This window comes from Sediminibacterium sp. GW821-FHT12F12 (assembly GCF_058806635.1).
The window spans coordinates 295510-318893 of sequence record NZ_JBXAPW010000003.1; the positions used below are offsets into that span (position 1 = coordinate 295510).

General features: G+C 45.1%; 19 protein-coding genes. 4 read left to right on the top strand and 15 right to left on the bottom strand.

Going from position 1 to position 23384, the window contains the following annotated elements; all coding sequences use genetic code 11:
* Positions 1-61: 61 nt before the first annotated feature.
* Positions 62-1642, top strand: coding sequence for an amidohydrolase family protein (locus AC1RNB_RS06415; RefSeq protein WP_493081712.1), 1581 nt, complete (start codon positions 62-64; stop codon positions 1640-1642).
* Position 1643: 1 nt separating this feature from the next.
* On the opposite strand, the gene AC1RNB_RS06420 is transcribed toward AC1RNB_RS06415, so the two are convergent.
* The 15 genes from AC1RNB_RS06420 to AC1RNB_RS06490 all read right to left on the bottom strand — a co-directional run bounded on the left by AC1RNB_RS06420 (position 1644) and on the right by AC1RNB_RS06490 (position 19939).
* Entirely contained in the window at positions 1644-3098 is a 1455-nt protein-coding gene (locus tag AC1RNB_RS06420; RefSeq protein WP_493081714.1) for a PAS domain-containing sensor histidine kinase, read from the bottom strand.
* A 64-nt stretch (positions 3099-3162) separates the two neighbouring features.
* Positions 3163-5553 carry a PAS domain S-box protein gene (locus AC1RNB_RS06425; RefSeq protein ID WP_493081716.1) on the bottom strand — a complete coding sequence of 797 codons (2391 nt, stop codon included), beginning with the start codon at positions 5551-5553 and terminating at the stop codon, positions 3163-3165.
* Between the two features lie 184 nt (positions 5554-5737).
* Entirely contained in the window at positions 5738-7522 is a 1785-nt protein-coding gene (locus AC1RNB_RS06430; protein WP_493081718.1) for an AMP-dependent synthetase/ligase, read from the bottom strand.
* Positions 7523-7626: 104 nt separating this feature from the next.
* On the bottom strand, positions 7627-7902 hold the full coding sequence (locus AC1RNB_RS06435; RefSeq protein WP_493081719.1) for a 2TM domain-containing protein: 276 nt from the start codon (positions 7900-7902) through the stop codon (positions 7627-7629).
* 94 nt (positions 7903-7996) lie between these two features.
* A complete protein-coding gene (locus tag AC1RNB_RS06440; protein ID WP_493081721.1) occupies positions 7997-9019 on the bottom strand; it encodes a tetratricopeptide repeat protein in 1023 nt (340 codons plus the stop codon).
* A gap of 43 nt (positions 9020-9062) precedes the next feature.
* Entirely contained in the window at positions 9063-10298 is a 1236-nt protein-coding gene (locus AC1RNB_RS06445) for a DUF1015 domain-containing protein (RefSeq protein ID WP_493081723.1), read from the bottom strand.
* A gap of 62 nt (positions 10299-10360) precedes the next feature.
* A complete protein-coding gene (locus tag AC1RNB_RS06450; protein WP_493081725.1) occupies positions 10361-11302 on the bottom strand; it encodes a phosphatase PAP2 family protein in 942 nt (313 codons plus the stop codon).
* A 4-nt stretch (positions 11303-11306) separates the two neighbouring features.
* Positions 11307-12632, bottom strand: coding sequence for a DUF4833 domain-containing protein (locus tag AC1RNB_RS06455; protein WP_493081726.1), 1326 nt, complete (start codon positions 12630-12632; stop codon positions 11307-11309).
* A gap of 26 nt (positions 12633-12658) precedes the next feature.
* Complete coding sequence (locus AC1RNB_RS06460; protein WP_493081728.1) at positions 12659-15208, bottom strand: DUF5686 and carboxypeptidase-like regulatory domain-containing protein; 2550 nt, start codon at positions 15206-15208, stop codon at positions 12659-12661.
* A 6-nt stretch (positions 15209-15214) separates the two neighbouring features.
* Complete coding sequence (locus tag AC1RNB_RS06465; RefSeq protein WP_493081730.1) at positions 15215-15586, bottom strand: GtrA family protein; 372 nt, start codon at positions 15584-15586, stop codon at positions 15215-15217.
* Positions 15571-16032 carry a phosphatidylglycerophosphatase A family protein gene (locus tag AC1RNB_RS06470; RefSeq protein WP_493081732.1) on the bottom strand — a complete coding sequence of 154 codons (462 nt, stop codon included), beginning with the start codon at positions 16030-16032 and terminating at the stop codon, positions 15571-15573. The genes AC1RNB_RS06465 and AC1RNB_RS06470 overlap by 16 nt, the downstream gene beginning before the upstream one ends.
* Entirely contained in the window at positions 16029-17354 is a 1326-nt protein-coding gene (locus AC1RNB_RS06475) for an inositol-3-phosphate synthase (protein WP_493081734.1), read from the bottom strand. Before AC1RNB_RS06475 ends, AC1RNB_RS06470 begins: the two co-directional genes overlap by 4 nt.
* Before the next feature lie 40 nt (positions 17355-17394).
* A complete protein-coding gene (locus AC1RNB_RS06480) occupies positions 17395-17997 on the bottom strand; it encodes a TetR/AcrR family transcriptional regulator (protein ID WP_493081736.1) in 603 nt (200 codons plus the stop codon).
* Positions 17998-18068: 71 nt separating this feature from the next.
* Entirely contained in the window at positions 18069-19139 is a 1071-nt protein-coding gene (gene serC / locus AC1RNB_RS06485; protein WP_493081738.1) for a 3-phosphoserine/phosphohydroxythreonine transaminase, read from the bottom strand.
* Between the two features lie 155 nt (positions 19140-19294).
* Positions 19295-19939, bottom strand: coding sequence for a DUF502 domain-containing protein (locus tag AC1RNB_RS06490; protein ID WP_493081739.1), 645 nt, complete (start codon positions 19937-19939; stop codon positions 19295-19297).
* Between the two features lie 227 nt (positions 19940-20166).
* Here AC1RNB_RS06490 and AC1RNB_RS06495 point away from each other — a divergent pair, with 227 nt between their 5' ends.
* Genes AC1RNB_RS06495 through AC1RNB_RS06505 form a run of 3 tightly spaced genes read left to right on the top strand, consistent with a single transcriptional unit; the run spans position 20167 to position 23363 of the window.
* The gene (locus tag AC1RNB_RS06495; protein ID WP_493081741.1) at positions 20167-20784 is read left to right on the top strand and encodes a TetR/AcrR family transcriptional regulator; all 618 of its coding nucleotides are present in this window, start codon (positions 20167-20169) and stop codon (positions 20782-20784) included.
* 3 nt (positions 20785-20787) lie between these two features.
* Positions 20788-22137: a TolC family protein gene (locus tag AC1RNB_RS06500; protein ID WP_493081743.1), complete on the top strand. Its 1350-nt coding sequence runs from the start codon at positions 20788-20790 to the stop codon at positions 22135-22137.
* A 26-nt stretch (positions 22138-22163) separates the two neighbouring features.
* Entirely contained in the window at positions 22164-23363 is a 1200-nt protein-coding gene (locus tag AC1RNB_RS06505) for an efflux RND transporter periplasmic adaptor subunit (RefSeq protein WP_493081744.1), read from the top strand.
* Positions 23364-23384: the final 21 nt, after the last annotated feature.

The following is a 23384-nucleotide window of genomic DNA, read 5'->3' on the forward strand; positions in this document are numbered from 1 at the left end:
CGCAAAGACACGGTTGAGATAAAAATGATTTCGGTACTTTCAACAACCTAATTAAACTGATATGAGAAAAATTTACTTCACGCTATTGCTGGTAATGTCTGTTGTTATGTCATCCTCCGCGCAGATAGCCAAAGCACCCGAGCGGAAAGAAGGCATGGGCCCCTATACCCAGCTCATCATACGCGGTGTTACCCTGATCAACGGTACCGGTGCACCACCGATGGGGCCGGTAGATATTGTGATTGAACAGAACCGCATTGTTCAGATCAGAACACTGGGTAACCCCGACAGTAAAATAGATCCCGCCCGGCGCCCGCAACTGAAAGCCGGTGGCAAAGAGATCAACTGTGAAGGTATGTATGCCATGCCCGGACTGATAGATATGCACGGTCATATTGGTGGAACCGAGCAGGGCACACCTGCAGAATATGTATTCAAATTATGGATGGCGCATGGGATCACTACGATACGCGACCCCTCTACCGGCAATGGATTGGACTGGGTACTGGACCAGAAAAAGAAAAGTGCCGCCAACCTCATTACCGCTCCCCGCATACAGGCCTATACCGCTTTCGGGATGGGAAGTAAAACACCGATTGTAACCGCAGAGCAGGCCAGGGAATGGGTACAGCAGAATGCTAAAAACGGGGCCGATGGGATCAAATTCTTTGGCGCATCGCCCGAAGTGATGGATGCAGCTATTCGTGAGAATAAAAAACTGGGATTGCGGTCTACCTGCCACCACGCACAAACCGATGTGGCCCGCTGGAACGTGGTTAACTCTGCCCGTGCCGGCATGACAAGCATGGAACACTGGTATGGTTTACCCGAAGCGCTCTTCACCAACAAAACCATCCAGAACTATCCGCTGGAATACAACTACAGCAATGAACAAAACCGTTTTGAAGAAGCGGGTAAATTATGGAAACAGGCGGCTGAACCTTATAGTGAGCACTGGAACAAAGTGATGAATGAATTGCTTTCATTGGACTTTACGCTGGATCCCACATTTAATATCTACGATGCCAACCGTGATCTGATGCGGGCGCGCAGGGCAGAATGGCATGAGACCTATACCCTGCCCTCGCTCTGGAAATTCTATGAACCCAGCCAGCAATCGCATGGTTCTTACTGGCATAACTGGGGTACAGAACAGGAAGTGGAGTGGAAAAACAATTATCGTTTATGGATGACTTTCATCAATGAATACAAAAACCGTGGCGGAAGGGTAACCACGGGTTCGGATAACGGATTTATTTACCAGACCTACGGTTTTGGTTATATCCGCGAGCTGGAACTGCTGCGCGAAGCTGGTTTTCATCCGCTGGAAGTGATCCGCTCGGCTACGTTATACGGAGCGCAGGCATTGGGTTTGGACAAAGAGATTGGTTCGGTGGAAGTAGGCAAACTGGCTGATATTATAATCATCAATGCCAATCCGTTAAAGAACCTGCAGGTACTATACGGCACCGGCGCCATTGAACTTACCAGAGAAAACAAAGTGGTACGTACCGGTGGTGTATTGTATACCATCAAAGACGGCATCGTTTACGATGCCAAAAAATTACTATCGGATGTAAAGCAGCTGGTAGATGAAGAAAAGAAAAAAACAGGCTGGCAGCTGAAGCAACCCGGCCTGTAGCTTATGCAAACACTTCTTTACTCAGGGGGAAAGTAATATACAGGCCGCATCCTTTTCCGGGTGCGGTTTGTATATCCACCACGCCGTTATACACTTCTGCGCGGCTGATGATATTATAAAGACCGATCCCCTTCCGTTGCTGGTTACTATCGAAGCCAACACCATTATCTACTATTTTAAGATAGATCATGTGGTTATTGCGCATCAGCTCAATATTTACCTGCGAAGCCTGGGCGTGTTTGATGATATTGTTCATCTGCTCCTGCACCATACGGAAAATACTTAGTTTGAAATCGTATTTGATATCATCTTCAAAAAAAGTATCCGCTGTAAGATCGATCTGTAAAGTGTTTACCGCCGCGATATCATCCAGTAATCCTTCGATAGCCTTACTCAATCCGAAATGTTTGATCAGCGGGGTCACCAGTGTCTGGGATAATTTCCGGATCTCCTCAATGGCGTGCAGGATAAAACCGGAAGATTGTTTCAGCAGTCCTGATTCATCTTTGAACTTCTGCTCTGCCGATGCGATATACATCATGGCTACGGTCAGCTGTTGATTCACGTTATCATGCAGTTCGGTACTGATCTCGTACCGTTCTTTTTCCTGCACCCGGATCATGGCTTCATTGATCTCTTTCTGCTTCAGTATTTTCTGCTCAGCGAGTTTTTCTTCCAGCCTTACCTTTTCGGTAATATTATTATGGATAGCCAGAATAGCCGGACGGCCTTTGTAATCGATGCGGTGCGAAGAAATATCCAGGATCAAAGCCTCCCCGTTTTTTTTCACGTGCTCCCAGATCCCCGATTTTTTCAGGGTATCTGTTTGCTGAAATTCTTTGGCAAAAGCACGGATCTTATAATGATGTTCAGGCTTGCGCAGATCCAGTACGCTCATCTTTAACAATTCTTCTCTCGTATACCCATATTCTTCCTGGGCAATATCATTCAGTTCCAGGATGGCCAGGGTTTCAATATCCCAGATAAAAATGGGAAGCGGATTGTTGAAGAACAGGTTCCGGTAGCTTTCATTACTTTCTACCAGACTTAAACGGATCCGGTTACGCTCGATACTGTACTGTATGGATTTAGCCAGTAAACGCTCATCATATTCGCCCTTTACCAGGTAATCCTGTGCACCCTGGGCCATGGTTTCCAATGCCAGTTCCGTATCAGCCAGACCGGTCAACACTATGATAGGCACATCATCAGCATATTCATTTACCTGGTGATAAGAGTTAAACCCGGAACTATCCGGCAAGGAAAGGTCCAGCAATACCACGCTTACTTTCTGCTTCTGCAGGGATTTGATTGCTCCGGCGGCACTGGTTGCTTTCAATACCTCTTTAAACGGCAGTTTGGTGAGGCGGAGTGTTTCTTCGAGCAAAAAAAGATCGCCCGGATTATCTTCTACAATCAGGACGGAAAGCGAGGGTTGTGTTTCTGTTATTGCCATGATAGTGTCTTCTGCTTAAGGAGTCATCCGGTATTCCGTCAGAGCTCTATACAATTAAAAGTCTTTACAAGCGGTAGTCTTCTGCTGATTTACTGATCGTAAAATAAAAACAACTGCCATGGCCCGGTTCGGATGTTACCCAGATTTTGCCGCCATGTCTTTCTACGATCTTTTTACACACCGATAACCCGATTCCTGTGCCACTGTATTCGTTCTTATGGTGCAGGCGCTGAAACAACACAAAGATCTTCTCAAAAAAGATAGGTTTGATCCCGATTCCATTGTCTTTTACGCTGAAAAGATAATGCGAATCTTCTTCTGTACCGTTTATTTCGATCAAAGGTGATTCACCACTATGATATTTCAATGCATTTCCTATCAGGTTCTGAAATAACTGGAACAGCTGGATACGGTTAGCCGTAATGGTAGGGGGTAACACTCCTACTTTCACTGTTGCTTTCATTTCTTCAATCCTGCTCATAAACACATTAATCACTTCGTTTACCACCAGGGCAGGATCTACCGGTTCAAAATTACCTTTATTAGAACCCACGCGCGAATATTCCAGCAGGTCCATGATCAGTTTCTTCATCCTGTCGGCCCCATCCATCGCAAAATGAATGTACTGCTCAGCTGTTTCATCAATCTGGTCCTCATATTTTTTCTTGAACAACTGCAAAAAACTGGTGATCATTCTTAACGGCTCCTGCATATCGTGCGAGGCAATATACGCGAAGCGCTCTAACTCGACATTGGATGCAGCCAGTTCATCGGCTCGCTGTTTTAACCGGGTATTCAGCTCCAGCAACAGGGCCTCACTTTCTTTCCGCTCTGTAATATCCCGCGTAGCACCCAGCAGCCGCAACGCTTTTCCTTTCTCATCCCTGATGATATACCCTCTGTCGAACACATGCGCATACTTACCATCACTTTTCTGAAAACGGTATTCATCTTCCCAGTATAAACGTGTTGGATCTGCAATAACGACCGCTCTGTTTGCCAATAACGCTCCCAGATCATCCGGGTGTACCCTTTTGTTCCAGAAATCTTTTTCTTCTGAAGCTTTTTTCGGATCATACCCAAAAAAGATCTGCAATCCCTGTCCGGTTCTGGTTACTTCACCGGTTTCAATATCCCAATCCCAGATAGCATCATTGGTAGCAAGTGCCACCATATCGTAGTTACGGTTACTGGATTTAACCGCTTCCATTGCCAGCTTATTTTCCAGGATAATCATAAGCAGGTTCTTGGCCCTTTCGAGTGTATTCTCTTCTTCTTTGGTGGGTGATTTCGGTTTTTTGTAATAGATCGCAAACGTACCCATTACCTGGTTATGCGAATCCATAATGGGAAAAGACCAGCAGGAGCGAAGTCCTTCTTGAGCAGCCAATTCCCGGAAATTAGCCCAGAGCGGATCGTTCTCTATATCTGTTACTACTACTTTTTCTTTGCGAAAAGCTGCCGTTCCACAGGAACCCACACTTTCACCGATTTCCCCACCCTCTATCGCTGAACGGAAAGTATCAGAAAGACTGGGTGTTGACCAGTTATACAAACGGTTGCCCTTTAAACGCAAAACAGAACAGATCATCCCCGTATGCAGTCCCTCCAGTTGTTTCAGGTAAAAATCAAGTGTATTTTCCAATGCACTATCCGGCCGGGCATTCATTTCCAGTACTTCTCTTTCCAGTTTTTCGAGAATGCGCAGGTTTCTTACTTCGGTTACATCTTTGATATATACAGAGTAATTCTTCTCAGAAGGAAATACACTCACATCTGCCCAAATCTTATACTTTGGGAAAAACTCGCGGAAACGTATCGCCCGCTTCTGGTTCACCAGCGTATCAAAATCGACTTCCTGTTGCAGTAATAGCAGATCGGGGAAGCATTCCCATAGGTTTTTGCCAATCAGTTCTTTTGCATTTTTCTGCATTATCTGTTCGGCAGCCTTATTAAAAAAAACAACATTCCAGCCTGTGTCGGTAATAAAAAAACCGTCTGTTACACTATCCAGCACGGTTTCGAGCAGTTTGCGGCTGTCTTCTTCCTGCTGGTGAAGTTTCTGTGTATCGGCGAGCAGTTGGGTAAGTTTCTCTTCCTGCTGAAAAATATCGGTGATATCAGCACCAATAATACTGGCAAATTGATTACCCCCGGCATCCTGTATAATAACGGAAGATATTTTGAGCGGGAACCTTTGTCCGTTTTTACGAATCCCCGTAATCACACCTTTGATGGTTTTACTAACCGCTCTTTCAGCCATCAATTGGTGAAAAGCAGGTTCTTCCATATCAACAAGTGTGGTGCTTCCCAGGTTCTTTAATTCATCCACGGTATAGCCGAACATTTCGGAAGCCGCCTGGTTGGCCTCCTGTATGATACCATCCGGTGTTGCAATGATCAATGCATGAAGAGAAGATCGAAAGAAAGATTCATATAGAGAGGTCGCAAGCATAGCACTCCATGGTGGATATTTGATTCTGAAAATACTGCAGCTATCACCTGTCTCTGCAGCCGGGTTCAAGTTCGGTAAGATTTACTTTTCTTCCAAGATTTGTTTTAATGTAAACAATGTGTCCCATACAAAAACGTCCCGCTGTTGCGGGACGTTCGTACATAGCTTCTCATCACCTCCTATATCAGGCATAAATCCGCTCAATGGCATCTTTGAATTTTTCCATCACCACTTTCCGCTTCAGACTCATTTTGGGTGTCATTTCACCGGTTTCAATCGTCCATTCGCGGGGTAATAATTCAAATTTCTTGATCTGTTCCACATGGTTAAAAAACTCGTTAAAGCTTTCTACCAGTTCACGGTACAATTCCAGCACTTTGGGGTGGTGTATCACATCCTCATTAGTGGTGTAATTGATTCCTTTCTCCCGCATCCATTCCAATAAGGTCGGAAAGGAGGGAACGATCAGCGCACCCACAAACTTACGCTCTGCACCCACCACCATTACCTGTTCTACAAAAGGGCTCTCTTTCAGTTTATTCTCAATCGGTTGCGGTGCCACATATTTACCACCACTGGTTTTGAAAAGTTCTTTTTTCCGGTCGGTGATCTTCAGGAATTTATCATCCTGAAACACGCCTATATCTCCCGTATGCAGCCAGCCATTGATCACGGTTTCCGCCGTCAGATCGGGGCGTTTGTAATACCCTTCCATCACGCAGGGACCAGATACACAGATCTCTCCGTCTTCTTCCAGTTTTACCTGGATGCCATTAAGTACAGGGCCTACGGTACCAAACTTCATTCCCCCTTTTTCCTGCCGGTTAACACTGATTACCGGGCTGTTCTCGGTGGGACCATATCCTTCGTATACCGGTACCCGGGCTGCATTAAAAATGCGCAGCAGTTTTACCTGGCAGGCGGCTCCACCGGTAACAATAAAAGATACATTGCCCCCAAGCGCTTCCCTCCATTTGGTAAAAATGAGTTTATTGGCCAATGCCAGTTGCATATTATACCAAAGCCCTCCGCTGATGCGGTTATCGTATTTTTCTGCGAGATCTACCGCCCAGAAAAAGAGTTTTCGTTTGATGCCGGTCAGTTCATTTCCTTTTACCATGATCCGCTCATACACTTTTTCCAGCAATCTTGGCACGGTGGTAAAGCCATTCGGTTTTACCTCACGCAGGTTATCGCCGATGGTTTCCAGGCTTTCAGCATAATAGATGCCGATGCCGCTGTACAGATAGATATAGGTACAGGTTTTTTCAAAAATATGGTTCAGTGGCAGAAAGCTTAACACATGTGTATCAGGGGCATCATTAAAGGGAAAACTTTCCTTGGAGAACTGCACATTGCAGTAAATATTTTTATGACTCAGCATTACCCCCTTGGGTGTACCTGTCGTTCCCGACGTATAAATAATAGTGGCTAGGTGTGAAACAGGAATGGATTGTTTGATAGTAGCCACCTCTTGCAAAGCAGCTGCATCGGCCAGGGCCGTCACTTCTGTCCAGTGGGCCGCCCCCTCCAGCCTGTCAAATGTGTATACCCCTTTGATGGACGGCACACGAGGTAACAATGATTTGATTTTCTGCAACAGTTCCTCATTGCTTACAAACATGTATTTGACAGCGGCATCATTGAGGATAAATTCCAGTTCCAGCGGATTGGTGGTAGGATATACCGGCACCAGTATGGCACCCAGTTGCTGCACCGCCAGATCAGTAAAAACCCATTCGGGCCGGTTATTGCTGATGATCGCGATCTTATCGCTCCCCTCGGGTGTCATATCATTTCCGCTGACACCCAGTTTTAATAAACCTGCACTGAGTTGATTAACCGTATCAGCTACCTGCCGGGAACTATAAGTAACCCACTGGCCATTTTCTTTTGCGGCCAGCATATCATTTTTGGGAAAATGCTGCAACTGATGATCTACGCAGTCAAAGAGTCTCTTAATGGTCATGTGCAATCGTTAATCGTTCAAACAAAAATCTGCTATTGCGGGGTTTCTGCCAAACAATAGCCATTCCGGAGCAAACTATGTTCCGGCTATCTACGGCCGGCTGATTATTCCTTTTCTTTCAGCTTTTTAAACTCTTCCGAAGCCAGGTCCTGCCGGTTACCCTGGTAAGCCCCAAAATACTGGAACCCCAGACCCAGCCCCCAGCCCAGCATTACCCATACAGGCCAGGGATACGCCTGCGAGCCTTCCACCCTTCCGGTAGTGACCCACCAGATAGCCCATAAAAAAGCATTGACTACGAGGTAGCTGTACAGACTTTTTTTAAACATCGCCCTCTTGCGGGCAATGCGCCAAAGTCTTTCATCGTTCGACTGTTCCATAAGCAGGCAGTATTTAAGACAGTCAAATTAGGCAAATAAGCACAAATAAAAAAGCCGGTGTACAAAACACGGCTTCTGTATAACTGTTAAGATATTAACGCGAAAAATAATATTCTCCTGCCGGCAGCTTAAATACCCGGCTTTGCTGAAAGGCGGTATACCCGGCTGCTTCTTTGGGATGCTGTTGCTGCCAGGTCCGGTAAACTTCTGCCCCTACCGAAGGGGCCATCAGCCAATAGGTATAGGCTTCAAACAAACCCTGGCTCAATAAATATTGCTGGTGAGAAAATAAGGTAAATGGATATTTTTTCTGGTTTACAGCCATCCATTCTACCGCAAAGCGGGTACGTACGGATAAAATATCTGTAATAGATATGGCAGTGGCTGGTTGTTTGGTAGCTTTTCCCAACACTCCCAGTACTTCTTTCTCAAATGCAGTCGTTGTTTTCTGTTCTTGTAACTGCTGTATTTTTCCAGGCGCCAGCAGGTTGGTCCAACTGCTGTATAACTGCCCTTTGATCTCTTCGGTACGGGTGGAATAACTTTCCAGGTTCAGAAACAGTTCTGCATATAAAGCGGCCCGTAACCAGTTACTTTTGCGAACATAGTACATGGCCGCATTGTAATAGTTACTGCTATAACCGGGATCTGATTCGATGCCTTTTTCCCATTGAATAATGGCTTCTTCCATCTCGTTCTCCAGCGCAAAAGTTTCTGCATACTCATTATAGATCACCCCACTGTTAGGAAACTTACGCAGCGCCGTACGGTACAATTTGCCGCATTCTTTATACGAAGCAATGGACTTATAAGCCATCCCCAGTAACTGAAAAGCCTGTGCATCTGCATCGGGTTTTTCTACCAGTTCTTTGCCCGTTTCTATCGCTTTTGCAAAATCGCGCTTCAGGTAGGCGGCAAAACAGAGATCTTTCAGTATCCCGCTATTATTGGGCTCCTGCTGTTTGGCACGTTCCAGGATCACTACTGCATTATCATAATCGCCCTTCTGCACCAGGGTGCGGGCTGTTTCCTGTAATAATTTTGCAGTCTGCTGCTCCTGCGCGGTAACGCCGGTGGCTGCAGCTAACCAAAACCCTAAAAAGAGCCAATATTTCATGATCATGTATTAAACCATTAACAGCCGTACAACTGTTGGATGGTTATTCGTAGATAAGATGCGTTAACAGGCCATCCCTGAGTTTGGGTTCAAACCAGGTACTTTTCGGAGGCATTACATTACCACTGTCGGCAATATCAAATAACTGGTCAATGGTAACCGGATACAAACTGAAAGCCGCAGCCATTTCGCCGCTGTCTACTCTTTTCTCCAGTTCTTCCAGTCCGCGGATCCCTCCCACAAAATCGATTCGCTTATCGGTACGCTGGTCTTTGATACCCAGCAGTTTATCCAGTATATTGTTCGAAAGGATGGTAACATCCAGTACACCAATCGGGTCATTGGTGAAAGTGCCAGGTTTGGAACTCAGTTTGTACCAGTTCTTATCAAGATACAATCCAAATGTGTGCAGGGTTTCTGGGCGGTAGGCTCCACTCGTAAATAATTCTACCGTGAATTGTTTACTGAGTTCTTTGATCAGCGCCGCAGGCGATAAGCCGTTCAGGTCTTTCACCACCCGGTTATAATCCATGATATATAACTGATTGGAGGGAAAAAGCGTGGTAAGGAAATAATCAGCACCCACTGTGGCTGTTTCTCCCAAAGACTTGCGCACTTTAGCAGCCGATGCGGCACGGTGATGGCCGTCTGCAATATAAGTACAGGGAATTTCTTTCTCAAAGATTGTCGTGATCTGGTCGGCCACAGTATCATTGTTCACAATCCAGATCGTATGCTGGATACCATCATCGGCCACAAAATCATAGACAGCCGATTTTGTTTCTTTCCAGTTGTTGATGATGGCATCTATGCCATCATGGTTGCGGTAAGCCAGAAACACATTCCCCGTTTGGGCACCGGATGTTTTGATATGGTTGATCCTGTCCTGCTCTTTCTCCGGACGGGTAAACTCATGTTTCTTGATAATATCGTTTTCATAATCATCCACACTGCTCACACATACCAATCCTGTTTGTGCACGTCTGTTCATTACCAGCTGGTAGATATAATAACACTCTTTGGATTCACGGAAGAGGATATCCCGCTGGATAAAAGCGGCCAGGTTTTCTTTTGCCTGTTCGTACACAGCCGCATCATGCACATCTACCGTATCGGGCAGATCTATTTCACTTTTGGTGATATGTAAAAAAGAGCTGTGATTTCCCTGCGCTTCCGTTTTTGCTTCCGCAGAACTTAATACATCGTATGGGCGACTGGCCACCTGTTTGGCCAGCTGGGCCTGTGGTCGTAATGCTTTGAACGGTCTGATACTTGCCATTGCGCAAATATCAGTAAATAATTATAAATGAAAAGTTATGAACTGACCGAGGGGGCAATTGGCTATTCTATGGCCCTAACAAACATTTGTAATAGGCGTTGTGCCTTGTCGCTTCGCTGCAGAATCCACTGAAACAGGTAAATACCTGCCAGGGCACAGAGTATGCCGGCCAGTACATCCAGTACATAATGATGGCTGTTATAAACCGCTGCGAACCAGATTCCGGCCATCACTACGCCAAAGAAAAGCCTGATCCAGCCCAGCTGATAGCGGGTGGCATAATACAGCACAATCAGCGGATAAGATGAGTGCAGCGATGGCATGGCAGCAAATACATTGGAACTTTTGCTATACAGGGAATGAAAAATATCCACCCCAAAAAAAGCATCAAAGCGTTCCAGTCCGCCGGTATTACCCGGTGTAGCAGCCACAAACTCAAATCCATGCAACTGCACATACCAGGGTGGTGCGGCCGGGTACACATAATAGACCACAAAACCCAGCAGGTTTACAAACAGGAAAGTAAGTGAGAAATGAAGAAACGCTTCCCGGTTTTTAAAAAACAGATAGGCAGCAAAAGCCAATGGTACCGGTACCCAGCATAAATAAAAAAAACCGGTTAACACATCCAGAAATGGATGCTGGTGGGTGATCCAGAATTCATTGGGGGTAACAGTGCGCCCATCCTGTACAATACCGAACAACGCTTTTTCTGTATTGTACAGGCTCTCGATATGAACTTCCTGGAAAAGGTAGTTCGGGAAAGCTTTCATGAAATCAAAAATGATCCAGAAAATGATAAAGATGGAGAAGCCTGTGATAAATTTCCGGGTGAGGCGGGTGCCAAAATACATGGCATTAAAGAGCAACATCAGGTACACCTGGTCTGTTTTAAAACCAATCAGGAAATAAGACAGCAACAGGTACACCAGCGAGATAACAGCTACCACCAGAAACTGGCGGGTGTTATAAAAAGAATCCGGATCTTTCTCTGTAACATCCATGGCATCAGGGTTTGAACCTTTCCACTACTTCTTTACCGGTGGCCACATCAATCCCTTTCATTTCCATATATACTACATTGGGCGACCAGAATGTACCTCCGTCTACTTTCACAAACAAGCGGTTTAGCTGGGCCTGTCTTTTGTTGATAGTGGCGTAGACACGGTATTTATTATCTCTGGGGGAAGGCATTAAAGTAAAAGTCTGTTTACGATAAGAAACAAAATGCAATTTATAGGTACCATCGCCCATCGCCTGCGATTTCATTCCATACGCAAATACACGCTGGATATAATTCAGCTCTTTGCGCATCCCTCCTTCCGGGTAACGGATCCAGAACACATGTACCGGCGATTCATCATTCAGTTTTCCGTTTTTGTCGTAATTCAGTTCACACACAATGGTATTGGTATTGGCGGTACGCTGCAGGTAAAACAACTGATGTGGGTTACCGGTGGGTACCGGGAAAGTATCCTGCGGTTCAATTACAGGATTGGTATAGGCGGTAGCCGGCTTTTTACCCTGGTCGGGCAGCGCCGCAGTTGTAAAAGCCATACCACTGATCACCAGCACTGCCAATCCGGAGAGTAATGTTTTGCCAGGTGTATGGGCAGTTGATCTGGCAGCATCCCTTTCATCCAGTGTTTTTTTGGCACCGGTCAGTCTTTTGATAGCGGTAATATTGGTTAATACAGCCATTACAGCAAGCGGGATGGTAAAAATAGACATGGTCTCCAGCACATGAAAGGAAACACCGGGCAGGTACCATTTATAATCTCCACCGAGATAATTGGCGGTAATACCACAGGCTATGGCCGTGATACCGATCAGGATCACGCGTTCAGGTCTTTGCATTAACCCGTCTTTACATTCAATCCCCAATCCTTCCGCCCGCGCGCGGGTATAACTTACCATCATCGATCCGATCATGGCAATAAAAGCAAAAATGGAGCTCAGAAAATAATGATGTCCTACGAGGTAATAACAGATCCCGAAAAACATGACCAGTTCGCTGTAACGATCTAATACGGAATCATACAATGCCCCAAAAGTCGAACTCATATTTCCCAATCGGGCCACCTGGCCATCCAGCATATCAAATAAACCGGCAAACAGGATCAGGGCTCCTGCCCAGCCCACATAGGAAAGATCTCCGCGGTGGCCTCTTTCGGCACCTTTGATAAAGATCACTGCTACGCCTATATTCAATATAAAACCGATGGTAGTAACCGCATTGGGCGTGAGGCCTGCTTTGATGAGCAGCTTCACAAAAGGATCTATCACCACATAAATCCCTTTCTGTATCCGTATTCTGAGTGGAACTTTTTCCATTAACCTTTTATTTCTATCGTAAAATATTAAAAGTCAAATTTAAACCTGGCCCTTACACCCAAACTGGCTACGTATGGGTTTTCGAGGTAATTAAATCTTTTTACAAGGTCTACCCTGATCAGTTTAAAAATATTGGCGATACCTACGCTTCCTTCGATATAAGGTTTCTTATTCAAGGCAAAGGTAGTAGGCGATCCATCAAATATGGGATATTTGATCAAAGAAGGATCCTTGGCAGGATCATTCTCATCCCTTACCCCACCGTACAATACTTTCACAGACACAACTTCTCGCAGTTTCAGCTTTTTCAGCAGGGGAACGCGGTTAAAGAAGAGCCCGTTAAAATGGTGATCAACCGAAATCCCCAGAAAACGATCGCTCACAAATTCCTGGAAGTTCATCAGGTTATAGGAATTGAGCTGATAAGCATAGGTCTGGTTGGCACGGTGTACCGTCATCAGCGGGTAAGGAATCTTTCCAAAAATATATCCTCCCTCCACTACCAGATCGCTGTAACCCAGCTGCGACATATACGCACGTTTTTCAAAACGGGCACTGATGTTCTGGTAATTGTATTCGCTGTTCAGCAATCCTTTCACACCGGCAATAAAACGCAGGGTGAATATGGGATACTTATTGATAATAGGAATTCGATAAACTTTACCCTGGTAAAACTGCTCTTTGGGTGCCCAGCGTAATTCGCCGGAAAACTCAGAAGTAATGAGTTTGTTTACATTCACCAGACTTCCGTTTACCTCTTTGTTGTAAATAATTGCACCGGCCGGTTCCTGTTTCCAGTTTTTGTAACCGAGTGAAAAAGACAGGTGATTATCAAATTCTTTTACAAAATCTATTTTGAAATTGCTGTTATATAACCATTTATCGTTCTTACCTCTTTTGAAAGAAAGCAGGAAGTTATCTTCTGCCACAAACTGCAGTTCCTGTCCGGGAATTTTTGTGTCGTGCTGGTAACTCACCCGCACATAATTCAGCGGGAAGGAATAGATCGATTTATTATTGAGCGAGTAGGTGGTACTCAGGAACCCCTTCCAGCGTTCATCTTTAAATCCATACGCACCATAGGTTTCAAAATACAAACGTTTGCTGAATTTGGGAGTGGTTCTTCCACCCAGTCGCAGCTTAAAACCTTCTACCGGGTTAAAGCTGTAGAAAGCAGCGGCTGGTCCGATTTCAAATGGTCCAACAGAGGTATAACCTGCCAGCAAAAAAGTAGCAATGGCCAGGGTTCTGCGGAAAGAAGGCATTTTTTCCAGGCTGTCGATATTACTGTACACTTTCGACTCGGTATGTGTAAGTGTATCATGTCGTCCGGCTTTCCAGAAATCATCCGGCAGTTTATCAGCTTTCTCTCTTTTTACCAGTGCCGGTCCGTCGTACACACTATCCGGCAAAGCCTGGTTGATCTTGAATTTGCGGTACGAAACCGTGCGTTCTCCAAAAAAGCCTGTTCCCGAACCTTTGGTTACACTCGCATCGGCCATAATATTACTACGGCTCAGGTGGTAACGGCTGTCTTCACTTTTTTCAAAGTCGAGGTCAATATGCAGTTCCCGGACAAAGTTCAGGTTAACATTTTTACTCAGGAACATGTTGATCTTTTCCACCGAATAATTTCCATCCAGTGTAACCCACATGTTTCCGCGGAATAACAGGTCGTTGGTATTTCTCGGTGTAAAATAAATTTTGATCAGTTTGTGTCCATTGGCATCCACCGTGGTATCCCTGATATAATACATGTAAAAAGTAGGGGCCAGGTCGGCGATCGGACTCAGGAACTGGTACGTGAACAGCGGGATATCATTATCATAGATGTCTACATCCATATACAGTCTGTTCAGGTAACTGCTCACACCGGCATTATCGATGTACTCGCCAAAGTTCACACGCTTCTCGCCCGTAACAATAGTCTTTGTTTTCTCGGGTTTCTTGCGGTAATATTTCTGCGAGAGGGTTTCTTCGAGATACACCGGCAATAATGCCTTACCCTCCAGTTTGGTAGTATCTCTGTTTTCGAAAAGAAATTTATAGTTTTTGAGCAGTTTAGAATTGGCCAGTTTATCAGAAACATTACTGATAGATACCTGCATTTTCTCGTACTGTTCGTACTGCACATAATTGTAACTATCGGTACGGTTAAGTGGTTTATTCTGAATAACCCTCCTGATCAATTCTACCGCCGGATTACCCTTGTTGCGATAAGGTGCTCTTTTACGGGTGGTTACCGTAACACTGTTGATCGCTTTGGGATCGGTTTCCAGCTCAAAATTGATGGTCTGCGTAATACCCGGTGTAATCGGTTTCAGGATGGTCAGATAACCAACATAAGTTACCTGCAGTGTGGCAATTTTACTGCTGGAGGTCAGCTTATATCTTCCCAGGCTATCTGTTACTGTTCCGCGGCCGCCTTTCAGCACCACGCTGACATATTGAAGCGGTTGTTTACTATAAATATCGGTAACCACGCCCTGTACAACCGTTTGTGCAAAGCTTTGAACTATCCCGGTGAATATTATCAGCGCCAGCAATACCCCTCTTCTCAATTGTTTACTTGTCATTTGTTATTATTTAAACACGAATCTTTTTTGCAATACATAATTATAGAACACCCCTACCGCCAGCGATACCGTAGCTTTTGATACTACGTAGCTGTAACCGGCAAAATGTGTCAGTAAAAAAACACCACCCGATACCAGTACCAGGTTTCCTATCCAGACCAGGATATACCGTAAGGCCTGGAAGTGAATTTTTCTGCTCTTTGCTTTAAATACCCAGGAACGGTTCATCAGAAAATTCACCACTCCCCCGCTGATCGTTCCCAACACGCTGGCCAGCAGGTACCAGCAACCCAACACTTCTTTTAATACAATGGTTATTGCAAAATCCACCAATGTGGCCGTGATAGATGCTGCCTGTGCTTTTACAAATGTTGCCATGCAATAATTACTAGTATCAGTTGTAACAATAGGTTGGTATAAACCCCGGCCAGTATATCATCAGCCATTACGCCCCAACCTCCGGGTAACGATTCTGCTTTTCGGATATACAGCGGTTTTACAATATCAAAAAAACGGAACAGCACCAGTGCCGTCAGTATCCAGGGCCAGCTAACAGGTATAAAGAGCAGGCTGATGCTCATACCTGCTGCCTCATCAATTACCACCCGGCTACTGTCTTTACCCCAGTCTTTCTCTACCACATAAGCCGCCCATATTCCGATAACGATGATGGCTGCCGTAGCAGCTATCATCGTTTCTTCTGTAACACCATTTATTACCGCCTTCCACCAGAGAAAACAGGTTACCAAAGCAGCAATTGTTCCACCGCCTTTGATATACCCGATGCCCAGGCAACTGGCTGTTATCTTAGGTAACTGCATCATAAAGCTTCTACCAGATCCTGGTAATAATCCAATCCCAGGTGTGTGATCAGATCCTCACCCATGATATGGCGCAGGGTATTCTGCAGTTTGATCAATTGTTTGAAAATATCATGCTCCGGACGCAGCCCTGGTGCTGTTTGCGGTGATTTGAAATAGAAGGACAACCATTCCTGGATACCCGACATTTCTGCACGTTTGGCCAGATCCATGAACAGGGCCAGGTCTAACACAATCGGCGCTGCCAGTATCGAATCGCGGCAAAGAAAATTGATCTTGATCTGCATGCCATAACCCAACCAACCGAAGATGTCGATATTATCCCAGCTCTCTTTATTATCGCCATGCGGCGGATAATAGTTGATGCGTACTTTATGGTACAGATCGCCATACAAAGCAGGGTTGATTTCCGGTTGCAGAATATCTTCCAGCACGCTGAGTTTGGAAACTTCTTTGGTTTTGAAATTATCCGGATCATCCAATACCAGTCCATCACGGTTACCAAGAATATTGGTAGAGAACCAGCCACGAACACCCAATGCACGTGCATGTAAACCCGGTGCTACGATGGTTTTCATCAATGTCTGCCCTGTTTTGAAATCTTTACCGCTGATAGGTGTGCCGGTTTCTTTGGCCAGCTCAATCAGCGCAGGAATATCGCAGGTAAGATTGGGTGCACCATTGGCAAAGGGAACACCTAAGGTAAGTGCGGCATACGCATAGATCATGCTGGGCGAAATGGCAGGATCATTGTTGCGTAAACCTTCTTCAAATGATTCAATGGTCTGATGTACCGCTGATTCTTCAATATATTTTTCAGTAGAGCCACACCATACAATTACCACGCGACTGCAATCATGGGCCTCTTTGAAGTTTTCGATATCATTCATCACTTCTTTTGCCAGGTCATACTTTGTTGCAGCTGTCTTAATGTGTGTACCATCGAGATTTTTCACATAAGATTTATCAAACACCGCTTTCATGGGTTTGATGGCTTCCAGTTCGGGTTTGATGGATTGTAACAGACCGGCTTCCAGCACTTTGGCATTCATAGCGGCTTCGTACACGTTATCGGAATACACATCCCAACCGCCAAAAGCGATATTATTGAGTTCGGCCAGTGGCACAAAATCTTTGATCAGTGGATAACGGTTCTCGGTACGCTTTCCCAAACGGATATTACCCATCTGCGTAAGGGCCCCGATGGGTTGTGACAATCCTTTGTTCACCGCAATAACGCCGGCGATCATGGTGGTGGCAACCGCTCCCAAACCGGGTAAGAGGATACCTAATTTTCCATCTGCAGGTTGAATCTGTTCTTTCATATTTTTCTTTTTATTGATGTTTTTTTCAGGATATACGATATTATACAGGATCCGATTTTAATCCACGGATCATAATAGCCATGATGGATTCCATACGAGGTTCCAGTTTAGCGTAACGGGCATCGATAAACATATCCCGCTCCAATCCACGCAGCGAGCTTACCATTACCGATGGCAGGATGCCCAGTTCCTTCCCTATCACTTTACTGAATTCGCCATTACTCACCCCGTATTTCAGGATCTCTTTTACCAGTTTGATCTCGTGGGTGTCATATTCTGTATGCAAATGTTTCATGCAATGCAGGTTCTCCTGCATTTCGCCCTTTACTATCTTGTATAGATTGGCGTATTTCTGAACGGCTTTGATCTTGGTAAGTGTGAAGGCGCGCAGTTTGTCTTCAGCTGTAACCGCTTTGGCTACAGCCTGTTTCACCTGGTTAAATACTTCGCCCATCTCCTTCAGGATCACGGCATCGAAGATCTCTTCCTTACTGCAGTAATAATAATAGAGCGTACTCTTACCCTTACCCATGGCTTTGGCAATGTCTTCCATGGTGGTCTTCTTCACGCCATACTGCCTGAATAGTTGCTGTGCTTCCCGCAGGATCTCTTCACGGATAATATCGTCTTTTGTTGGAATCATACTTTCGACCAAAATCGTTTTTCGGTCCAAAATTACGTCAAAAGCATATACCATAGCAACCGTTTATCAAATTATCCCTTACGCGATGCGAAAACTTTCATCAGGTCGCAGAAGAACTGTACACTTTCAAGAGGGAGAGCATTGTACATACTTACCCGTACACCACCCACGGTTCTGTAGCCTTTCACACCGATCATTCCTTCTTTTTTACAGAGGTCGAGGAAGGGTGCTTCCAACGCAGGATCACTGAGGAAGAAAACCGCGTTCATCTGACTCCGGTCTTCCCTGGCAACCAATGCTTTAAATATGGGCAGGCTGTCGATGGTATTATATAATAAAGTAGATTTTTCGATGGTTCTTCTCTCCATTTCTGGCAGTCCGCCCTGCTCCAGTATCCAGCGCAGGGTTAACATACTTACATATACGGCAAAAACGGGTGGTGTATTCATCAGCGAGCCGGCTTCGATATGTTTCTGGTAATCCATGATAGTGGGGATCCTGCGACGGATCTTACCCAGAATCTCTTTTTTCACCACCACCAGGTTTACGCCCGCTGCGCCCATATTCTTCTGCGCACCGGCATAGATCAGCGAAAATTTCTTAAAATCAATTGGTCTGCTGAAAATATCACTGCTCATATCCGCCACCAGCGGTATGGATGTATCCGGAAACCGGTGCCACTGGGTACCTTCTACCGTATTATTGGAGGTAATATGCAGGTACCTGGCATCTGCCGGGATCACCAGTTGCTTCTGTATATATGTATGCTGTTTATCCGAACTATCGGCCACCACTTGTACCTTTCCGAACAGGGAAGCTTCTTTGGCTGCTTTTTTTCCCCAGATGCCGTTATCGCAATAAGCCGCTGTTTCTCCCTCATCCAGCAAATTCATCGGCACCTGCATAAACTGGGTGGTGGCGCCGCCATGCAGAAACAGTACTTCATAACTATCATCCAGCTGCATCAGTTTTTTTACGGAGCTGATGGCTTCGTTCAATACCTCACCAAACCAGGGCGTACGGTGCCCGATCTCCAGTATGGATAATCCGGTATCATTGAAATTGAGGATTGCCCTGGAAGCTTCTTCCAGTACAGATTGCGGCAGAATAGATGGGCCAGAATTAAAATTATGCAGTTTCATATCGATTGCTTGTGATGCGAAAGTAAGGAATTCGTGAATCGTGAGGCGTGAGTCGTCAGTAGTGAGCAGGTAGTTGCTGATTGGGCATTTGTTACTATTTTATGCAGAAACGCAGAACAAGACGGCCCACAGCCCCGACTCACGTCTCACACCCCTCACTCATGCACATCCGTTACCCCACCCGATACGGTATATTTCATGGCATCGGCGGCGCTGACATGAGGCAGTAACCGGATCCGCTCGCGGGGAACAATATAGGTGATACCGGATATGGCGTAAGAATGCGGCACATAAACCGTTACATGCTCCTGCATGCCAAATTCATGGGCATTCTGCTGGGTAATAAAACCGATCCGCCAAACTTCGGGGGCATCTACATTAACGAGTACAGGTTTATCGAATTTCTTTTTATTACCGGCAAAAGCTTCCAGGAAATCCTTTACAGAAGAATAGATGAATTTGATGCCGGGCGTTTTCTCCAATACCGTATCCAATAAGGTAACCAGGCGGCCTACCACAAAGAGGGAAGAAACCCAGCCCACAAATAATACCAGCACAATCACTACCACAAAACCCAGTCCGGGAATTTTACTGATATTACCACCCGCATCTCTGGTAAGCAATTCCGGCGCCAGTGTGTATACTATATTGGGGAGGATACCATCTACAAAATTGAAAAGCCCCACTACCACCCAAAGCGTGATACCAATAGGTGCCAATACAATCAAACCCTGGAAGAAAAACTGCAGTAGCTTTTTCAGGTAAAAACGTATGGTTACTCGGGGTTGAGGCCTTTTCATGCAAAATTGATTAAGCTGTAAAGTAAATAAGAAATCAGGATTCGGGCGGCTTTATTAACTTTCGGCAGCAGCGAAATCCGCTGAAAACTAACGCCAGTGAGCTTTTGCAGCTTTCATTTATCCCTACCAGTAACCGTTTAACACAAAAATAATAAAAAAAACAGGCCGGAAACTTTGGTCACGGTTTGAGTTTCCATAGTTTTGCACTCCCTCATTGTAAAATTATTATGGAACCAAGAGAGCGAATAGCCAATAAGGCCCACGAGCTGTTTATGCGGTACGGGATCCGGAGTGTGAGCATGGACGAAGTGGCCAGTCAGCTGGGAATGAGCAAAAAAACCATTTACCAGTTTTATGCAGACAAGGATTCACTGGTAGCAGATGTGATTGATATTGAATTAGATGCCAGTCAATACGAATGTACCCAGCACAAAGCCAAAAGTGAAAATGCGATACATGAAGTATTCATGGCCGTAGACATGTTACAGGAAGTACTGACCAAGATGAACCCGAATGTGCTGTTTGACCTGGAGAAATACCACCCGGTAGCTTTTAAAAAACATAACGAGTTCAAAAACAAGTTCTTATACACCATTATCAAAGAGAACATGGAATGGGGCAAAAGGGATGGATTGTACAGGGAAGAAGTAAATACAGAGATCATGGCCCGTTTTCGTTTGGCAGCTACTTACCTCGTATTTAACCCGGAAATGTTCCCGGTGGGTAAAAACAGTCTTCCTACGGTGGTAACAGAAATAACCGATAACTTTTTATACGGACTGGCAACAGCCAAGGGCCAGAAACTGATTCAGAAATACAAGCAACAAAGACTAAAATCCATTTAGCTTATGAACAACAGAGGACTTACAAGAATTGCATCCCTGGTTTTGGTGTTGATGACAGGCATTTCGCTTGTTTATGCCCAAACACCCACAAAACATGCATTCACCATTCAACAGGCGGTGGAATACGCTGCCAAAAACAATGTACAGGTGAAGAACGCTTTGCTCAATATCCAAAGCCAGCAACAAACCAACCGCGAGATCACCGCAGCTGCTTTACCGAACATTACGGGATCTGCAGGTATCACCGATTACATTAAAATCCCTACCTCGCTGTTACCGGGTGAGATATTTGGTCAGCCGGCCGGCACTTATATCCCGGTTCAGTTTGGTACCAAGTATAACTCTACCGCTACCATACAGCTGCAGCAACTGCTGTTCGATGGTCAGGTATTTATTGCTTTGCAGGCAAGGGCTACTTCGATTGAGTTCCAGACCAAAAACAAGGAAGTAACGGAAGAAGTGATCAAAACCAATATTCACAAAATCTATTACCAGCTGGTATTAAGTAAAACACAACTGGAATTACTGGATGCAAATATTGCCCGCCTGGAGAAACTGAAACATGACGCAGGTGAATTATACAAAAATGGTTTTGCTGAGAAACTGGACCTCGACAAAATTTCTGTACAACTGGCGAATCTGCAAACCGAAAAAACAAAAGCGCTGAACAGTATCAGTATCGGTTACCTGGGATTGAAAACCCTGATGGGTATGCCTGTAAAAGACACCCTGGTACTGACAGATAAGATCAGTGATGAGCAGGTAAAAGAAGACTTTTCGAATGATACAGCATACCAGTATACAGATAGAAAAGAGTTTCAATATCTTTCGCTGGGTAAAAAACTGAACGAGTTTAATATCAAACGGTACCAGTTGAGTTATATCCCTACCCTTTCACTCACCGGCGCCTATAGCAAAAACGCGCAGCGGAATAAGTTCGATATTTTCGGGAAAGGAGATTGGTTCACTACATCCTATGTAGGACTGAATCTCTCCGTCCCCATTTTTGATGGTTTTGCCCGCAGTGCCCGTATCAAACGTTCCAGGATCGAGCTGAAGCAAACAGAGAACCAACTGGAAAACCTGAAGCTGACCATTGACAGCGAAGTAGAACAAGCAAAGATCAACTTCAAATCTGCGCTCGCTACCATGATTACACAGAAAAAAAATATGGAACTGGCAGAAGAAGTATACAACCAGACCAAAAAGAAATTTGAAGTAGGAACAGGGTCCAATACCGAGATCACTGCTGCACAAACAGACCTGGTAACGGCACAAACCAATTATATCAGTTCATTGTATAGTGCCATTATTGCCAAAGTAGATTACCAGAAAGCAACCGGAAAATTATAAAACCAACAACTAATAAATCTTAGGATATGCAAAAGTTCATACAAGTTATTTTACTCACCAGCTCCCTTGTTCTGGCCTCCTGTGGTAATAACACAGAAAGCAGTGGATCACTAACCGCTAAAAAAGCAGAACTGGAGAAACTGAAAAAAGAACACAATACCGTGGCCGATAAGATCAAGGCCCTGGAAACAGAGATCGCCAAACTGGATACTTCGGCTGTAAAAGAAGATGTGGCCAAACTGGTAGGCACTGCAGATATTACCACGCAGAACTTCTCACATTATATAGACCTGCAGGGCAGGGTAGATGCAAATGACATCTCCTATATCTCTCCCCGTTTAGGCGGCGGACAGGTTCGGGCAGTGTATGTGAAAAGAGGCGATTATGTAAAAAAAGGGCAGTTACTGCTGAAGCTGGACGACGCCATCGTAAAACAGCAGATTGCCGCTTCACGACAGAATGCAGAAGCATTGAAAACCCAGCTCACTTTTGCCAAAGATGTGTATAACAGAAGAAGTAATCTCTGGAAACAGGGTATTGGTACAGAGATAGAACTGATCAGTGCCAGAACCAATGTGGAAGGTCTGGAAAGACAGGTGAAAGCAGCAGAAGAGTCTATCAAAGTGCAACAGGAGCAGCAGAGCGGTGCCAATGTGTATAGTGATGTGGAAGGAATTGCGGACGAAGTGAATGTACGTGTAGGTGAACTGTTTACCGGTTTTGCGGGCACCTTACCACAGATCAAGATCGTGAATACAAAAAGCCTGAAGGTAGTAACCGATGTTCCGGAGAACTACAGTGGCAAGATTAAACAGGGTTCTGTGGTGGTAGTTTCACTGCCCGATATCGACAAGACCTTCAATACCAGCATCTCTGTTTCGGGTAAAGTGATCGATCCTAATAACCGCTCCTTCCGCGCAGAAGCTTCTTTACCATCTGATCCGGCTATCCGCCCTAACCAGATTGCCATGGTACGGATCCTCGATTATAGTGCCGTAAATGCCATTGCCATCCCGGTAAATACCGTTGGCACTGATGAAAAAGGAAAATACGTATATGTATCCGTATCAGAAGGCGGCAAACTGGTGGCCAGAAAAAGACAGATCCAGGTAGGTGAATTATACAATGCACTGATTGAAGTAAAGTCGGGTTTACAGGCCGGCGAGAAACTGATTACCGAAGGTTTCCAGAATATTTACGACGGACAGTTATTGAGAACGAATTAATCGGGAGTAGTGAGTAGTCAG